The organism is Chryseobacterium limigenitum (genome assembly GCF_900114875.1).
Lineage (GTDB): Bacteria > Bacteroidota > Bacteroidia > Flavobacteriales > Weeksellaceae > Chryseobacterium > Chryseobacterium limigenitum.
This window is the reverse complement of the sequence record NZ_FPKW01000001.1, coordinates 290343-305007: the sequence shown is the minus strand read 5'-3', so window position 1 is coordinate 305007 and position 14665 is coordinate 290343. Positions and strand designations below refer to the sequence as shown.

The 14665-nt window shown below is 30.5% G+C and carries 17 protein-coding genes and 1 tRNA gene; 11 read left to right on the top strand and 7 right to left on the bottom strand.

The window, feature by feature from the left end:
* Positions 1-113: 113 nt before the first annotated feature.
* The 3 genes from BT156_RS01495 (at position 114) to BT156_RS01485 (ending at position 2715) form a co-directional block, all read left to right on the top strand.
* Positions 114-1541: an MBOAT family O-acyltransferase gene (locus BT156_RS01495; protein ID WP_072406507.1), complete on the top strand. Its 1428-nt coding sequence runs from the start codon at positions 114-116 to the stop codon at positions 1539-1541.
* Between the two features lies 1 nt (position 1542).
* A complete protein-coding gene (locus BT156_RS01490) occupies positions 1543-2481 on the top strand; it encodes a hypothetical protein (RefSeq protein WP_072406505.1) in 939 nt (312 codons plus the stop codon).
* A gap of 160 nt (positions 2482-2641) precedes the next feature.
* Positions 2642-2715 (top strand) — tRNA-Ala (locus tag BT156_RS01485).
* A gap of 94 nt (positions 2716-2809) precedes the next feature.
* Here BT156_RS01485 and BT156_RS01480 read toward each other — a convergent pair.
* From BT156_RS01480 to BT156_RS01460, 5 genes are all read right to left on the bottom strand, one after another.
* Positions 2810-3349, bottom strand: coding sequence for an antirestriction protein ArdA (locus BT156_RS01480; RefSeq protein ID WP_072406503.1), 540 nt, complete (start codon positions 3347-3349; stop codon positions 2810-2812).
* A 702-nt stretch (positions 3350-4051) separates the two neighbouring features.
* Positions 4052-4336, bottom strand: coding sequence for a hypothetical protein (locus BT156_RS01475; RefSeq protein ID WP_072406501.1), 285 nt, complete (start codon positions 4334-4336; stop codon positions 4052-4054).
* A 532-nt stretch (positions 4337-4868) separates the two neighbouring features.
* A complete protein-coding gene (locus BT156_RS01470) occupies positions 4869-5897 on the bottom strand; it encodes a hypothetical protein (protein WP_072406499.1) in 1029 nt (342 codons plus the stop codon).
* Between the two features lie 1630 nt (positions 5898-7527).
* Positions 7528-7797 (bottom strand): helix-turn-helix domain-containing protein, encoded by a 270-nt coding sequence (locus BT156_RS22555; protein WP_394332846.1) that lies wholly within the window; start codon positions 7795-7797, stop codon positions 7528-7530.
* Between the two features lie 97 nt (positions 7798-7894).
* Positions 7895-8389, bottom strand: a complete 495-nt coding sequence (locus tag BT156_RS01460) for a cupin domain-containing protein (protein ID WP_072406495.1) — start codon at positions 8387-8389, stop codon at positions 7895-7897.
* A gap of 148 nt (positions 8390-8537) precedes the next feature.
* Here BT156_RS01460 and BT156_RS01455 point away from each other — a divergent pair, with 148 nt between their 5' ends.
* The 3 genes from BT156_RS01455 (at position 8538) to BT156_RS01445 (ending at position 10383) form a co-directional block, all read left to right on the top strand.
* Positions 8538-8957: a DoxX family protein gene (locus tag BT156_RS01455; protein WP_072406492.1), complete on the top strand. Its 420-nt coding sequence runs from the start codon at positions 8538-8540 to the stop codon at positions 8955-8957.
* A 214-nt stretch (positions 8958-9171) separates the two neighbouring features.
* A complete protein-coding gene (locus tag BT156_RS01450; RefSeq protein ID WP_072406490.1) occupies positions 9172-9714 on the top strand; it encodes a hypothetical protein in 543 nt (180 codons plus the stop codon).
* Between the two features lie 288 nt (positions 9715-10002).
* On the top strand, positions 10003-10383 hold the full coding sequence (locus tag BT156_RS01445) for a winged helix-turn-helix transcriptional regulator (protein ID WP_072406488.1): 381 nt from the start codon (positions 10003-10005) through the stop codon (positions 10381-10383).
* A 31-nt stretch (positions 10384-10414) separates the two neighbouring features.
* Here the strand turns inward: BT156_RS01445 and BT156_RS01440 are convergent, their stop codons facing one another.
* On the bottom strand, positions 10415-10789 hold the full coding sequence (locus BT156_RS01440; RefSeq protein WP_072406486.1) for a DoxX family protein: 375 nt from the start codon (positions 10787-10789) through the stop codon (positions 10415-10417).
* A gap of 210 nt (positions 10790-10999) precedes the next feature.
* Between BT156_RS01440 and BT156_RS01435 the strand changes: the two genes are divergently transcribed.
* Positions 11000-11374, top strand: coding sequence for a hypothetical protein (locus BT156_RS01435; RefSeq protein WP_072406484.1), 375 nt, complete (start codon positions 11000-11002; stop codon positions 11372-11374).
* Positions 11375-11454: 80 nt separating this feature from the next.
* Here the strand turns inward: BT156_RS01435 and BT156_RS01430 are convergent, their stop codons facing one another.
* The gene (locus BT156_RS01430; RefSeq protein WP_072406482.1) at positions 11455-12102 is read right to left on the bottom strand and encodes a hypothetical protein; all 648 of its coding nucleotides are present in this window, start codon (positions 12100-12102) and stop codon (positions 11455-11457) included.
* A 152-nt stretch (positions 12103-12254) separates the two neighbouring features.
* Here BT156_RS01430 and BT156_RS01425 point away from each other — a divergent pair, with 152 nt between their 5' ends.
* The 4 genes from BT156_RS01425 (at position 12255) to BT156_RS01410 (ending at position 14646) form a co-directional block, all read left to right on the top strand.
* Positions 12255-12824 carry a C40 family peptidase gene (locus BT156_RS01425; RefSeq protein ID WP_139255390.1) on the top strand — a complete coding sequence of 190 codons (570 nt, stop codon included), beginning with the start codon at positions 12255-12257 and terminating at the stop codon, positions 12822-12824.
* A 31-nt stretch (positions 12825-12855) separates the two neighbouring features.
* Positions 12856-13182: a LytR/AlgR family response regulator transcription factor gene (locus BT156_RS01420; RefSeq protein WP_072406480.1), complete on the top strand. Its 327-nt coding sequence runs from the start codon at positions 12856-12858 to the stop codon at positions 13180-13182.
* Positions 13183-13290: 108 nt separating this feature from the next.
* Positions 13291-13665 (top strand): DUF2255 family protein, encoded by a 375-nt coding sequence (locus BT156_RS01415; RefSeq protein ID WP_072406478.1) that lies wholly within the window; start codon positions 13291-13293, stop codon positions 13663-13665.
* A 168-nt stretch (positions 13666-13833) separates the two neighbouring features.
* Positions 13834-14646, top strand: coding sequence for a 2,3,4,5-tetrahydropyridine-2,6-dicarboxylate N-succinyltransferase (locus BT156_RS01410; RefSeq protein ID WP_072406476.1), 813 nt, complete (start codon positions 13834-13836; stop codon positions 14644-14646).
* Positions 14647-14665: the final 19 nt, after the last annotated feature.

Genomic DNA, 14665 nt, shown 5'->3' with positions numbered 1-14665 from the left:
AATATTCTTTTTTGCATTAAATGCTATATTCCATATTAATTAATCTTATTAGAGCCTATTATAATCAGATTTTTGTTTTTTTTTATTATTTTTGAGCCACAAACAAATGATTAATGCTTTTTAATTCCCTCAGTTTTGCTGTATTTTTTCCAATAATATTTATACTTTATTGGATTTTAAATAAAAAACTAAAATTCCAAAATATACTTTTATTAGTCGCCAGCTACTATTTTTATGCATGTTGGGACTGGAGATTTCTGTTCTTATTGATGTTTTCAACCTTACTCGATTTTTATACGGGAATAAAAATGGAGACGGATGAACGTAGAAAAAAGTTCTGGTTTTGGCTAAGTATCATCATCAATTTAGGGTTTTTAGGAGTCTTCAAATATTATAATTTCTTCATTAGCTCTTTTGCTGATGGATTGTCTCAACTAGGCATTACAGTCCATTATTCTACCTTAAATATTATTTTGCCTGTTGGTATTTCATTTTATACTTTTCACGGACTTTCATATGTCATTGACATTTATAAATCAAGAATTAAAGCAGAAAGAAACTTTGTAGATTATGGCTTATTTGTAAGTTTTTTCCCGTTATTAGTTGCGGGACCTATTGAAAGAGCTACCCATTTACTGCCACAGATTAAAGTAAAAAGAGAGTTTAGCTATGAGAATGCAAAAAGTGGTTTAAGGCAGATCTTATGGGGATTATTTAAAAAAATCGTAATTGCGGATCAATCTGCAATTTTTGTAAATAAAATTTTCGATCATCCCGAATTTTATCCAGGAAGTACTTTAGTTATAGGAGCCATATTATTTGCTTTTCAGATTTATGGAGATTTCTCCGGCTACTCAGATATTGCATTAGGAACGGCAAGATTATTAGGATTTGATTTACTTAAAAACTTCAATTATCCCTATTTTTCACGATCTATCGCCGAATTTTGGAGAAAATGGCATATTTCACTTTCTACATGGTTCAGAGATTACCTTTATATTCCGCTAGGAGGAAGCAAAGGAGGGAATTGGGGCCGAATTAGGAATACATTTATCATTTTTATTGTGAGCGGATTTTGGCATGGAGCAAACTGGACATTCATTATCTGGGGATTTCTTAATGCACTGTTTATTTTACCATCAATTGTTTTTAAAACGAACAGAAAGAATTTAGATATTGTTGCTGAAAATAGCCTGCTTCCTAGTTTTAAAGAGGCTTTCATGATGTTATTTACATTTTCATTGACGGTCTTTGCATGGATATTTTTCAGAGCAGATAATGTTTCGGAAGCCATCTTATATATATCTAAAATATTTAGTCATTCTTTATTATGGAAGCCAAGCATAATGCCGCTTTGGCTATTTTTTATCATATTTTTATTTATGACGGTAGAGTGGTTTGGAAGAAAGAACAATTTTGCTATTGAAGACATTTCTTTAAATAAGAACAGACTCGTAAGATGGATATTTTACTATGCATTGGTTGCAACAATAATATATTTTTCAGGAGAAGAACAAACATTTATTTATTTCCAGTTTTAAGATGAAAAAATTTATTAAAAATATCGCTCTTTTTGTTTTTCCTGTATTGGTTATTTTGATGACAATGGAACCTTTTCTGAGAAAGATACCTAATGAATACTCAGTAAAAGATAATTATTTAAAGAAAAACTCGAATACTATTGATGTTTTATATCTAGGAAGTTCACATATATATTTCGGATTGAATCCTGAGTTTTCTAAATACAAAGCTTATAATGCATCTTATATTTCTCAGTCTATAAACTTAGATTGGCTAATTTTAAATAAGTACAAAGAAAATTGGAAAAACTTAAAATTTATCGTTCTCCCTGCGGATTATATTTCGATGTATAGTACTTTAAATACTGCAAAAGATGAATGGAGAATTAAAAATTACAATTTATATTACGGTTTTGGCATAGGCATTAATCCTGTCAATTATCTTGAAATATTTCAAGGCAAATTTCAGGATCATGTTAAAAAAATAAATGAATTTTATTTCGAGAAAAAGCAAGCTGAAATAGTAAGCAACAATGTAGGATTTGGGATTTCTTATAAGTTCCCTTCTCACAATGACATTGCAAAAACATCGATCGAAACTATTAAAAGACATTCCGTAGATATTGATAACAGAGTTTATCATAATAACTTTAAAGAAAATTTAATTGCAATAGACAATATTGTAGACTTTGCTGTAAAAAGGAAAATCAAAGTTATTTTCATCTCAACACCTGTAAGCAAAGAATACTTTAAAGGTTCTAATAATCTTCAGTTAAAAAAATCATTAGAAGTCTTTAAAAATTTAGCAAAAGAAAAACCGGTAACTTGTTTCTATGTTGATTATATGCAAAATAAAGAATTTACTGATGATGATTTGTATGATGGAGACCATCTAAACGATAGAGGAGCTCAAAAACTAACACATTTACTTGACTCAGAAATAACAAAACTAAGTCAATAATAGTTCATTAAACAGTCAAAACAATTATACATACTTCCTTCTAATCACTTAAAAGACTATTAATTATCTATTCAATTAATAATCTTATTAAAGAAAATTCAATAAAATATTTGTATATGCGGTTTAAATACTTACTTTTGTACCGCTTCGAAAAGAACGAGGGGAATTAGCTCATCTGGCTAGAGCGTTAGACTGGCAGTCTAAAGGTGACGGGTTCGATCCCCGTATTCTCCACTTATAAATCAAATAGTTGCATTATTTTAAACCTGCAACTCTTTTTTATTTGCACAAAATTTGCACAAAAAACATTGATTTTATAATATTATTTTTAAGATCTGAAGTAATGACCGTTATTCTCAAAGTAATCATACATAATGTTACGTGATGTGGCTTCCCAATCGATTACAACGAAGTTAGGTAAATTGAAAGGAATATCATTTTCGTATAGTTCTTGTACAAAATCCAGATCGCTCGAATATTCGCCGTAATAAAAATTGTTTACATACTCATAAGCACTTTGAAAATCCATATCCAAAAAATTACTTAAAACCGCTTCAAAAACTTCTGTATCATGTCCTGAATCATTTATTTGTTCGGCTATATCGTAAATCTCGGGAGATAAAAAACTCTCTCCAATCAATCCGAGTTTCTCAAATAGTTCGCAGTGTTCGTAATGTTCGTAATCTTGAAACATGAACTCTGCATCAGATTCGTCAGCGTGTAGCTCTCGCATTGCTTCCAGTAGTTCGTCATAATCCGAATAATCTCCGAGGTTTAACCATTTGCCGTAAAGGCTTGAATTGTTGTACTTGTGATAAGTCCCACAATAAACGGAACAATTGTCGAGACAATTTTGTAAATTCGTCATGTTGATAAGTTTTAGATACGTTAAAATTTATTGATGTTGCCTATCGTGTTACAGCATTTTAGGCATTTTTTTGTTTTTATCTGAAACCTTGTACACATGGAAACAAGGTTTTTTGATGAATGTTGTAGCTTGTAAAGAAGTATAAATATACGGCAAAAAGTCCATAAATACAAGGGTTTGCAGTAGTTTTTAACCAAAATATCAACGTTAGTTAAAAATTTTTTAACCACTCGGAGCGCAGGAAAACAAAAACAGTCTGAGAAAAACAAAAAGCTTTGGTAGGGGTAGTTGGAAAAAAAGGTATCGACCCCATACGGTTACAATATATAGTAGGTCGGGAATCGATACCTGTATATAATTTTGAGATTTAGAATATGAGGCGTGTATTATCCGATCTTATTTTTTCAAAACGGCTAGACGGGGGTGCTTTTATATGTAAAACTTTGACGGGATGGGGGTGAATGGGAGTATATATATAGCCCAGCCTGCCTGTCAATCCTGTAACCCTAAACCCAGAAGCGCCTAAAACAGCTAGCAGGTTCACCTCAAAGATCTCCGAAATATAGGTTTAGGTAAGTAGAAATATGATAGATTGTGAGATTAAATTTAGTATATACAATACTATCTTCATAGATCTTTCTGGCTCAGTATTTATAGTTGTTCAAAGAATTATATATATTATGACCTTTATTATAGCATTTTTTATTTCTTTATATTATAAATACTATTACTCCTTTCAAGCAAATTAGTTGTAATAACGCCATATACAGCAATATTATGAATAGAAAGCTCACGAATGATCTCGGGAATTATTTGAATAGGTATCTCACAAGTTATTCCAAACTCTTGTTCAATTAGCAATACATCAACTCCTAATCTTTGTTGTACAATTTCTTTTACCTTACCTATTGTTGTAGGATACACTTCAAAATACACCAAGTGTTTTGATTCGGAATAGTCTCGGGGAGTTCCTATATCTGTAGTCATAAGTTTAAATATTAATGCTAAAACAAAGGCATCAACTTTTTAAATATACCTTTACCTTGGTATAAAGTTAATTCTTTAAGCAATACAATAATCGAATTGAAAGTATTTTTTATCTTTTAAGTTTTCTCACAATGAGAGACTGTTTGTTTTGGGGTAAAACTACCTTTATATATTAACAAAATTACATCTGTTTGCAGATCTGTTTTTTATTCCCCGCCCAAAATCATAGAGACTACTTACCACAGTCCCGATCTTTTTTATTGCATAGGTGATAACAAAAGACTTTTCAAAAGAGAGCTTACACTTAAACAACCTCCTATATAAAACTGAGAATATGCTTACCTTAGAGAATCTCAAAATGCAGTACTAAAACTAAAAAAGCCTCCCAAAATTGGGAGACCAACAAACACTAATTAATGAAAAACTTCTTTATAAAAAAAACTCCTTTCTTATCATCAATTTTAAAAGGAAAAGAGGATTATTTTTCTTTTGTTTTTAATCTTAAAATTCCTTTGAGAATATTCTTTGAAAACTAAATTAATCTTGTAAGTATTATAGTATAATTTAATGTACTAGTTCCATTATTGGTAATACTTATGGTTCCTGCTACAGGCATAGTCAAAGTATAGTTAAATGGCGTTGGAGATCCACCACAGGTTGGTACAGTACCATTCCAAACAACTGTTGTTGTATTTCTATTTACTTCGGTAAATGTAGGGCCTTTTGAAGTCGTGTCAGTATTCAAAAGCCCATCAATACCTTTAATAGAGAATGCGTTATTTGTGGCAATATTTGTTACATAGTATTCAGCAATGACGCGTCGACCACAACTGTTACCAGTCATTACAATAGCTTTGTAGCTACCCTCAAGGGGAATGTTTGTCATTAAATCTACTGTTGCTCCTGATGCAACATTTGTGATGGTATTATTCAAAACAGTTCCATAAGTATTATTTACTGCTTTATTTAAAACCCCATCAGTATTAGAATAGACAGGAGTAATAATTGTAGCTCCTGCCGCTACATCTAAAGTTCTTACTCTGGTACTACCAGCAACATCTAGAGTATTTGTAGGAATATTCGTGGCAACACCTATATTACCTGTAGTCAAATCCATTGCAAAATCACTTCCGCCAGGAACGCGAGAAATAATAAATGTGCCATTATTTCCATTAAAATTAGGATTTATTCCCATTACTGCTTGTTTTACTCCTGTAACCCCTGTTGTTCTTAAAATCGATAATATGGAGTTATTGGTTGTAGGATTTTCTATCAGAAGCCCTGTGTTTGTTGCTTCGCCACCTCCAATACCTGTAGCTGTTCCATTATTTACTATGTGAAGGTTTGATGAAGGATTAATGTTTCCAATTCCGACTTTCCCTGTTGAAGTTACAGTAAAATCATTTGCTTGCTGTGTTGCTGTTGGAGCTCCTGTATCAGGATTATCTTTAGCACCATCGACATGTAAAGCACCCTGAGGATTTGGTGTATTAATTCCTACTTGGGAATATGCTAATGAAGAAACTGATATTAAGCATAAAGTAATAAATGTTTTTTTCATTGTGATAAATTTTAAGTTTGTGTATTTATAATCTTTGTAAGTAAGGTATGTTAGGGAATGTTAAATTCCTGCTTAGACTAACCATTATAGCTCCTATAATTAATTTGTTTTCATCTATAGTAAGTTTAAATTATTATTAATCTAAAAGAGAGTGCAAAACTATAGTACTAAACTCAAAAATATACAACGCAAAAAAACGCAAATCAACGCAAATCAACTTGATTACTGATTGAAGTAGATTTGCAGTAGATTACATTACTAGTAAATATTGAATTTATACTAATTAATTGCTGCTTTTTGTATTTATGTATCTTTTGGTGTAAATAAATCCCTTCTGTCTGGGAACTTCTTTATTATCATTTTTGATTTTGATTCTTCATTAATAATGATTAAGAAGGGACTTAAAAGTAAATAATTGATTATTTTTTTTCAAATTTAAATATTTTTTTCATTAAAACGTGATTTTTTATGTTAATTTTCACTAAATACTGATATATTGTAGTGTTTATGGAATAAACAACAATTGTAAAATTTATGTTTATTATTTACGATTGATCTTTTTAAACTACCTTGAACCGATCTTTATCTATGAGATACAGTTAAAAGTTTGACGAGATATATCAGCCTTAAAGCATCAATTCAAACCTAGAATGATTAAGTGTAGTGTATTTGAGATAAGAATTGTTGAGATAAAAATATTAGTGTGTATTGGTAATATGTTCAAGAAATTCTCGTAACATATCTATTCATAGTACTTACGTGAGATAGTGCAACAATCAATAGAGGTCTTTCTTTTTTTTCCATTCTAGCTATCCAATCCCAGCTACACTAGGATTACCAGCAATATGCATACTATATCATTATATGTTAGTAGAATCTCTGTGAAAGCCCTCTATCAAGTAGATAGCAGATTTCAGAGCATTGCGATTTTAGTATAATGAGATCTTCGAACTTGAAAGCTTTAAATAAGCTTAATTTAGCCATTTCATACTCGAAATAACATCTAAACTAAAGCCTTAAGAAAATCGAAATTTGACAGCTTAAAACACCTGTGTCAGAGTGTTAAGCCTTGACCAAAAACGGTCAAGGTTTATTACTGCTGTGCTAAAACCTTTGTAAACACTTGTGAATAAATATTTTAGTGGAAATTCTGCAACATCATACTTATATACATAAAACTATTACCATAATACATATGACTCTCAAATCTATCTAATTCCCTCCAAACGGAATTTAGGGGCGCGGGAATGAAAAAAAAGTTTAGGATCAATTGTAACACGACATGTTCTGTCGCCTTGCAGATATATCTTTGTCACCAGCTTTTAGAAGAGATACAAAACATTAACATGTGATAACTCTCATATTAATCTCATTAATGGGACTTCCAAAACTACTAATAAATGTTAAATTTGCATAATTATAATATTAACTTTTAAACACAAAATAGATGAAAAAACTCTACATGAGTGCATTTACAATGTGCACAAACGTAAGGTGGCTACAATAATTCTAATGTAAGGTTTAGAGAATCAGGAGCAAGAAAATTACTGCTATACGATCGGTCAGTTGAAGGTCTGAAATTTCGTTAGGATTAATAATAAATTAGTTTATAAAACCTCTTATTGCAATATTAAATAATCTTTTTTTTATTTTGAAGACGAAAATATAAAGGAGATACCCCTGTATTCTCCTTAAAAAACTTACTAAACTGGAATTGATTGTGAAAACCCAACATATCAGCTATGGTTTTAATAGATTCCTGCTCATATAATAATATCCTTTTAGCTTCTATTATTCTTCTATAGGTAATCATTTTCTTAGGAGTTTTCCCTGAATACCTAACGCTTATCAAAGAAAGTTCTCTAACAGATGTCTTTAACTTTTCAGCATAAAATTTAATATCAATATGTTTATTATATTCATGTTCTAAAAGTTGTAAAAACTTATTAAAAAGATCATAATCAAAGTTATATTGAAGGTCATGTATATCTAATGTTTTATTTTGAAAATTCTGAATTTTTTATTAAAATAATCTGTAAAAGATATTGCAATACTTCCTGTTTAGAAAAATAATTTTCATGAAGGTATTCTTTATATAGATTTGTAAAACTTTGATGAAGTCCTGTATTATCACCACTAATTAATAAATTACTTATTGAAAATATTGGATTGAATAAATTAAATTTATAATTATTAATTTTCATTAAATTAGTAAAAAAACAATAATCAAATCCAATAATAAAACCAGAAGTTGCTGTCAAATTTTTAAAATTATGAAGTTGATTATCTGTAAGAATAAATAAATTACCAGATTGAACGCTAAACGTATGTTCTTCAACCGTATGCTCACCGTACCCATCAGTGATTAAAATGATTTGATAATATTCATGTCGATGAGGCTTATTACCATATGGAAAATTGTTTTTATAATAATTTATAAAAAAATCACATTGCTTATCTTCCTTAAAATGATTTATTCGTTCAATTGACATTAATATCTAGGTTTTGATTTTTCAAATTTAAAATAAATCATGGAAATGTAGTTTTTTTTAAATCGGAAGTTTAATGTTTGTCTATTTTGATATGCAATAGTATTTTTTTGACATTTGCTGTCCTCACTTTTCTATAGATATTTGCATCATGAAAAATTTAAAATTAAATACAAACGAAGATATAGGAATTTTAATTCTTCGAATAGCTCTTGGTGGATTAATGTTATTTCATGGCATTGCTAAAATAACACAGAGTACTGATTTTATACGTGCCAGCTTAATGGAAAAAGGTCTTCCTTTGTGGTTGGAAAATGGAGTTTATATAGGGGAACTATTAATTCCGTTAACAATTTTATTCGGTGTTTGTGTCCGCATATCTGGACTGATCTTTTCAATTAATATGCTTTTTAGTATCTGGTTGGTCTATTCTGGACAAATTTTCACTATTGCTCCTTATGGAGGATGGACTATTGAACTTAATGTATTGTTCTTTTTAGGAGGTTTGGCTTTATTTTTTATGGGTAGTGGTAAATATGCCGTATATAAAAGAAATGACATATTTGATTAAAATATGTAAGGTGATGCCATTAGCTGGAAGACAGATTGAAGTAAATTCTATCTAACTTTAGAAAGAAGAATCAATGCTGTACGATCAGTCACTTGATGATCTGAATTTGAAACCATCAGATTTTATTACCAAAACAGATCTGGAATAAAAATTTAAAGCCTCACATTTAGGATATGGTGATAATGTTGTTATTGGTGCTGATATCGAATTTGGAATGCCCGATTTAACTATTAATTACCTTTTTAATGAAGTAGGTAACATAAGAAAATACCTCTACATACAAACATTTGATGACTATATTGATGTAGTAGACTATTCAAAATTTCCTTTTGAGTGGCTTATAATTGATATAAAAGAAGATAGTTTCTTCAATCTTGTAAGATTTCAACAACCGTTTAAAACATGGCATGAAGCAATACATATACAAAGATTAAATTGTGAAAAGCATAACGTACCTTTTCATTTCAAAAGCTGGGGAAAAGTGGGAAATAATCCGAACCCTAATGACCTAACCCTAAATCCTGTACATCGATATTATACAAGAGCAGGTTGTATGCTTGATGGGAAAATTTATTATTATAATCCCATAACAAAAACTACCGCACCAACTTTAACATTATTCGATAATGAATACTATATAATGGACGAACACTGCGGTCTGAATACTATTTGGGAGTTAAAATCTTATCTGCCTTTTATGAAGCCTGAACTATTTGAACAGTTGAAAGAGGTAATAGAAATATGGCACTATTTATGACTGGCAGTCTAAAGGTGACGGGTTCGATCCCCGTATTCTCCACTTATAAATCAAATAGTTGCAAATTAAACCATTGCAACTATTTTTTATTGATTTGAAAGAGATAATTTTCTGACTTTCAGAAAAAAGCACAACAATTATATGTTTTGCATCTGAGATTTAAATACCTACTTTTGTAATACTACTAATTACAACTACAGAAATTAACCGTCTGGCCGATGTCTTAATACACATTTTCACACAAATTAATTGTAATAAGTCAAATTATAGGTATAGAAATTATTTCATATGGAAACAAGAAAAGAAAACTCTACAAACAATATCAATTTTACTTATCTGAACAAATATTGTGGTATTTCCTACACGCTGGCAATGATTGGAGGAAGGTGGAAGATAAATATTTTAGCCTATCTTCTGAAGGATCAGAAGCTAAGATTTGGTGAACTTAGAAATAAACTTGAAGGAATTTCTGAAAGAATGCTCATTAAGAATTTGAAAGAACTGGAAAATAACGGGCTAATAAACAAAATCATTTACCAGCAATATCCTCGAAAAGTGGAATATCAGCTAACCGAGCTCGGGCAATCTCTCAATGAAATTATCAGATGCATGGATGAATGGGGAGAATTGAGATATGATAAAAACATAAAATCGCAGCACATTACCTGAGCTGCAATTTAGGAATCAATAACAAAAAAGATTATTTAATTATTATTTTAAACTTCTTATCTAATAATAACAAAACTACTGAAAGTATACACATTATTAAAGAGTTATAGTAATGACTATATTCGCCGTGAGCCATGTGCGCTGTGAATGCAGCAATAGCAAAGGGAAATAGAAAAAGAACACCCAGATTCCTGAATTGGGGTTTAAACAATCCCACAACAATCAGTATAACACCAATCACTTCCCCTGCACCGATCAGCATTGTCCACGTTTTATTGAAACCAAGTGATTGCATACTTTTCATCATCGATTCTTTTTGAAAGATTTTAAATAATGATGCATATCCGAATACATATAAATAATATGCATAACTTGCCCAATAAATTATTTTGTTTAATAATTCCATTTGTTAAAATTTTATTATGCAAAAGTAAATGCTATAAAAATCATGAACAATAACATACAAAATTGTATGTATAAACAATTTTAGAAAATGTATAATTTACAAATTATTAAAAATTTAACTAATTTTAACATATTCTGATTTTGTATATTAAACTAATTTTTGTCCTTTTGTAAGATTTCTAAAAATTAATAATAAACTATTTGAAATAATATGAAGAAACTTTTTTTACTCTTATTAACGGCTTTTATATTTATCGGATGTAGCTCTGATAATGATACTATTTACGATTTTATCGGAACATGGTCGGGAACTTATGATGGAAGTGACAAAGGTGACTTTAATTTCGTTGTCGCTAGTGACGGGAAATTAACGGGTACCATGCATTCTACTGTAAAAGACGAAAATTATGTGATTACAGGAAACGTAACAGACACCGGAGATCTAACGGGAGTAATAGGTACACCTTCAGATGGTGATTTTCATGGGACTTTAACAAGAGAAGAGAAAAAAGGTAGCGGAGGCTGGACAAATTCAGTTCCTACACCGGCAAGAGCAGGAACTTGGACTGGCGAGAAAAATAAGTAGTAATAGTATTACAATATATAAAAGACTATCCGTTTGGGTAGTCTTTTTTTGTTTGAAATTTTTGAGTTGCTTTAGTAATATTACACAAATCCCATATTGAGAATTTCATCATCCTTCTTTAAAACAATAAAATAAAGAATTAAATCATCATCAGAAAATTGTTTGGTAAAAGATATTTTTTCTTTTTCTATAACTGATATTTTCTCTTCAAAATGTTTCGCCGAATAATTTTCAAAATCAATTTTTAAACTAATTAAAACGGCTTCATTCGTTGAAAATGTATTATTTAAATATAATTTTTCATTGAAAAAATCTAAAGAAACATAATTTTCACTGTCAAAATTATTCTTATTTCCGAATTGAAATTTACGGAGAAGAAGTTTTCCTTTTTCAGTGATAATTCCATTTTCGACAGTTCTTTTTCCTCTTTCTGAAATAACATCTAAATCTTTTATCTCTGTCATTAATTTTGCAAATTTCTGATAGAGTAGAGGGTCTTCTGCCTGTTTGATATATTCATCTAAAACTTGTCGGATAATTTTTCCCACTTTAGAACAATGACCAAATTCAGAGCTGTTTTGGCGTACTTTTTCGTAAGCCGGACTTTTCTTAAAAGCCGTTTTATTGAACCCGCTTTTTTTCCGAACAACATTTTTGCCATTCAAAGTGTAAAAAACGAGATCGCCGACTGCGCCATTAATCTTAATTAAACTTTCATACGTTGCCATACTCTAAAATTGAATTCAAATATAATGATAATTAATTGAATATGATATTTTAACATATATTTAGTATATAGTTCTAGTATAGTTTAATTATAATTTAAATATAAAACGTATATTTGTAAACAATTAGTTACAATGTTAAAAATCAGATGAATATGAAAATGAGAGTATTTAAAAACGACTTTAGAATAAAGCAGTTATCTGTTTTGCTGATTACATCCTCACTTATTGTTTCTTGCGGAAGCTCAAAAAGTGTTGCAACTAAAAAAAATACAAATAAAACTGTTGCTAAATCTGAAAATCTCAGAAAGCTGGATTCAAAATTCGACGGGAAAGTTCCAAAATCCATAAACAGCGTTCTGAAAGATGCTGAAAAATATATCGGAACACCTTATAAATTCGGAGGCAATACTTCTTCAGGATTCGACTGTTCCGGATTTACCGTAAAAGTGTTTGAGGAAAATGATTTCAAGATTCCCCGCAGATCATCCGATCAGGCAGAAGCAGGTAAAAAGATCGATATCTCTGAAGTAAAACCTGGAGATCTTCTATTTTTTGCAACCGCAGGAGGAAGCAGGGTTTCACATGTAGGAATTGTTCATGATGTCAATACGGATGGCGAAGTTAAATTTATTCATGCATCAACATCAAAAGGAGTTATTATTTCTTCATTAAACGAAAAATACTGGAACAAAGCCTATCTTCACGCTCAAAGAGTTTTGTGAGAAATAAAAATCGCAGAAAAAAATAACGCGGATGATAAATAAAACTTTTGCTTTCATTAAAACTGATAAGAAGTTGGTAAAACTTTTCTTTGATGATATCAAAGCTATAAAAGGCTTAGGAAACTATGTCGAAATTTATACAACTTCTGATAAGAAATACATTTATTACAAATCACTTAAAGACTTGATTGAAAGTCTTCCTGACGAATTTATGAGGATTCATAATTCCTATATCGTCAATCTTACAAACATTGACTATTTCGAAGATAATCACATTACATGCAAAGATTTAAAAATTACCGTAGCAAAAAGTTATCGGGAATGTTTAATGAATGCCTTTCTCAAAATGATGCTGTAATCCATGTAAATTAGAAAAATACCTAACTAGATAATATTTTCTGCAGACCAAATAATAATATTTTCTGGTATCCATATTCATTATAGATTTGTTAAAAATTAAAACAAAATGAATAAAAATATCGCATTAGATTACATCAAAACCAATAATTTGATAGGAGTAAAAGCAGGTGCAAATCGTTCCACTTTTTTAGAGATTTGGATGATTGTGGTTAACGATAGGATTTTTGCCAGATCTTGGGGACTTGCTGAAAAAAGCTGGTACAATAGTTTTATTCAAGATTCAAAAGGTCAAATACAGTGTGGAAATTTTGTTTTTAACATAAATGCCATAATTCCTATGGATAATGACGAACTTACAAAAGTTATTAATAATGAATATCTTACAAAATATAATTCCGGACATAATATTGACTATGCAAAAGGAATAATCCAAACAAAGCATGTTGAAAAAACAATGGAATTTATTATTGATGAATCATAATATATCGTTTTCAAAGCTGATATATTAAGTGTATGTAATGATAAATTTCAAAGCTTCCTCATAGAATTCAACTTGTATACTATAACAAACTTTCGTATTTTTATCGCCTCAAACAGCGCAAAGATAAGGTCGCGTTGTGTACTGAGAAAATTAATTTAAAACAGAAATATGTCGTTACAACAAACAATTGAAAACATTTGGGATAATAGAGATTTACTACAAAATGAAGATAGCAAAAAGGCAATAAGAGAGGTTGTTTCTTTATTAGATTCTGGAGAACTTCGTGTTGCTGAACCTACAGAAAACGGATGGCAGGTAAATGAATGGGTAAAAAAAGCTGTAGTGATGTATTTCCCGATTCAAACAATGGAAACTATTGAAGTAGGTCCGTTTGAGTTTCATGATAAAATTCCTTTGAAAAGAAATTATGCTGAAAAAGGAGTAAGAGTTGTTCCTCATGCAATCGCCAGAGAAGGATCTTTCATCGCTTCAGGAGTGATTTTAATGCCTTCTTATGTAAATATTGGTGCTTATGTTGATTCAGGTACAATGGTTGATACTTGGGCAACAGTAGGGAGCTGTGCGCAGATCGGTAAAAACGTTCACCTGAGCGGTGGTGTAGGTATCGGTGGTGTTTTAGAGCCTCTTCAGGCTGCTCCGGTCATTATTGAAGATGATTGTTTCATAGGATCAAGATGTATCGTTGTAGAAGGTGTTCACGTAGAAAAAGAGGCGGTTTTAGGTGCAAATGTTGTATTGACTGCATCTACAAAAATTATTGACGTTACAGGGCCAGAACCTATCGAGATCAAAGGAAGAGTTCCTGCTCGTTCAGTGGTGATTCCTGGAAGTTATACAAGACAATATCCGGCTGGAGAATATCAGGTTCCTTGTGCTTTGATCATTGGTCAGAGAAAAGAATCTACAGACAAGAAAACATCTCTTAATGATGCATTGAGAGAAAACAATGTAGCGGTTTAAGATTAATTCTTTACACTAA

Excerpts from the sequence above, each read along its gene's own strand:
- BT156_RS01480 (WP_072406503.1), bottom strand. The coding sequence starts at position 3,349 with ATGACGAATTTACAAAATTGTCTCGACAATTGTTCCGTTTATTGTGGG.
- BT156_RS01410 (WP_072406476.1), top strand. The coding sequence starts at position 13,834 with ATGTCGTTACAACAAACAATTGAAAACATTTGGGATAATAGAGATTTA.
- BT156_RS01420 (WP_072406480.1), top strand. The coding sequence starts at position 12,856 with ATGATAAATAAAACTTTTGCTTTCATTAAAACTGATAAGAAGTTGGTA.
- BT156_RS01435 (WP_072406484.1), top strand. The coding sequence starts at position 11,000 with ATGAAGAAACTTTTTTTACTCTTATTAACGGCTTTTATATTTATCGGA.
- BT156_RS01475 (WP_072406501.1), bottom strand. The coding sequence starts at position 4,336 with ATGACTACAGATATAGGAACTCCCCGAGACTATTCCGAATCAAAACAC.
- BT156_RS01430 (WP_072406482.1), bottom strand. The coding sequence starts at position 12,102 with ATGGCAACGTATGAAAGTTTAATTAAGATTAATGGCGCAGTCGGCGAT.
- BT156_RS01455 (WP_072406492.1), top strand. The coding sequence starts at position 8,538 with ATGAAAAATTTAAAATTAAATACAAACGAAGATATAGGAATTTTAATT.
- BT156_RS01445 (WP_072406488.1), top strand. The coding sequence starts at position 10,003 with ATGGAAACAAGAAAAGAAAACTCTACAAACAATATCAATTTTACTTAT.
- BT156_RS01490 (WP_072406505.1), top strand. The coding sequence starts at position 1,543 with ATGAAAAAATTTATTAAAAATATCGCTCTTTTTGTTTTTCCTGTATTG.
- BT156_RS01460 (WP_072406495.1), bottom strand. The coding sequence starts at position 8,389 with ATGTCAATTGAACGAATAAATCATTTTAAGGAAGATAAGCAATGTGAT.
- BT156_RS01440 (WP_072406486.1), bottom strand. The coding sequence starts at position 10,789 with ATGGAATTATTAAACAAAATAATTTATTGGGCAAGTTATGCATATTAT.
- BT156_RS01425 (WP_139255390.1), top strand. The coding sequence starts at position 12,255 with ATGAAAATGAGAGTATTTAAAAACGACTTTAGAATAAAGCAGTTATCT.
- BT156_RS01495 (WP_072406507.1), top strand. The coding sequence starts at position 114 with ATGCTTTTTAATTCCCTCAGTTTTGCTGTATTTTTTCCAATAATATTT.
- BT156_RS01470 (WP_072406499.1), bottom strand. The coding sequence starts at position 5,897 with ATGAAAAAAACATTTATTACTTTATGCTTAATATCAGTTTCTTCATTA.
- BT156_RS01415 (WP_072406478.1), top strand. The coding sequence starts at position 13,291 with ATGAATAAAAATATCGCATTAGATTACATCAAAACCAATAATTTGATA.
- BT156_RS01450 (WP_072406490.1), top strand. The coding sequence starts at position 9,172 with ATGCCCGATTTAACTATTAATTACCTTTTTAATGAAGTAGGTAACATA.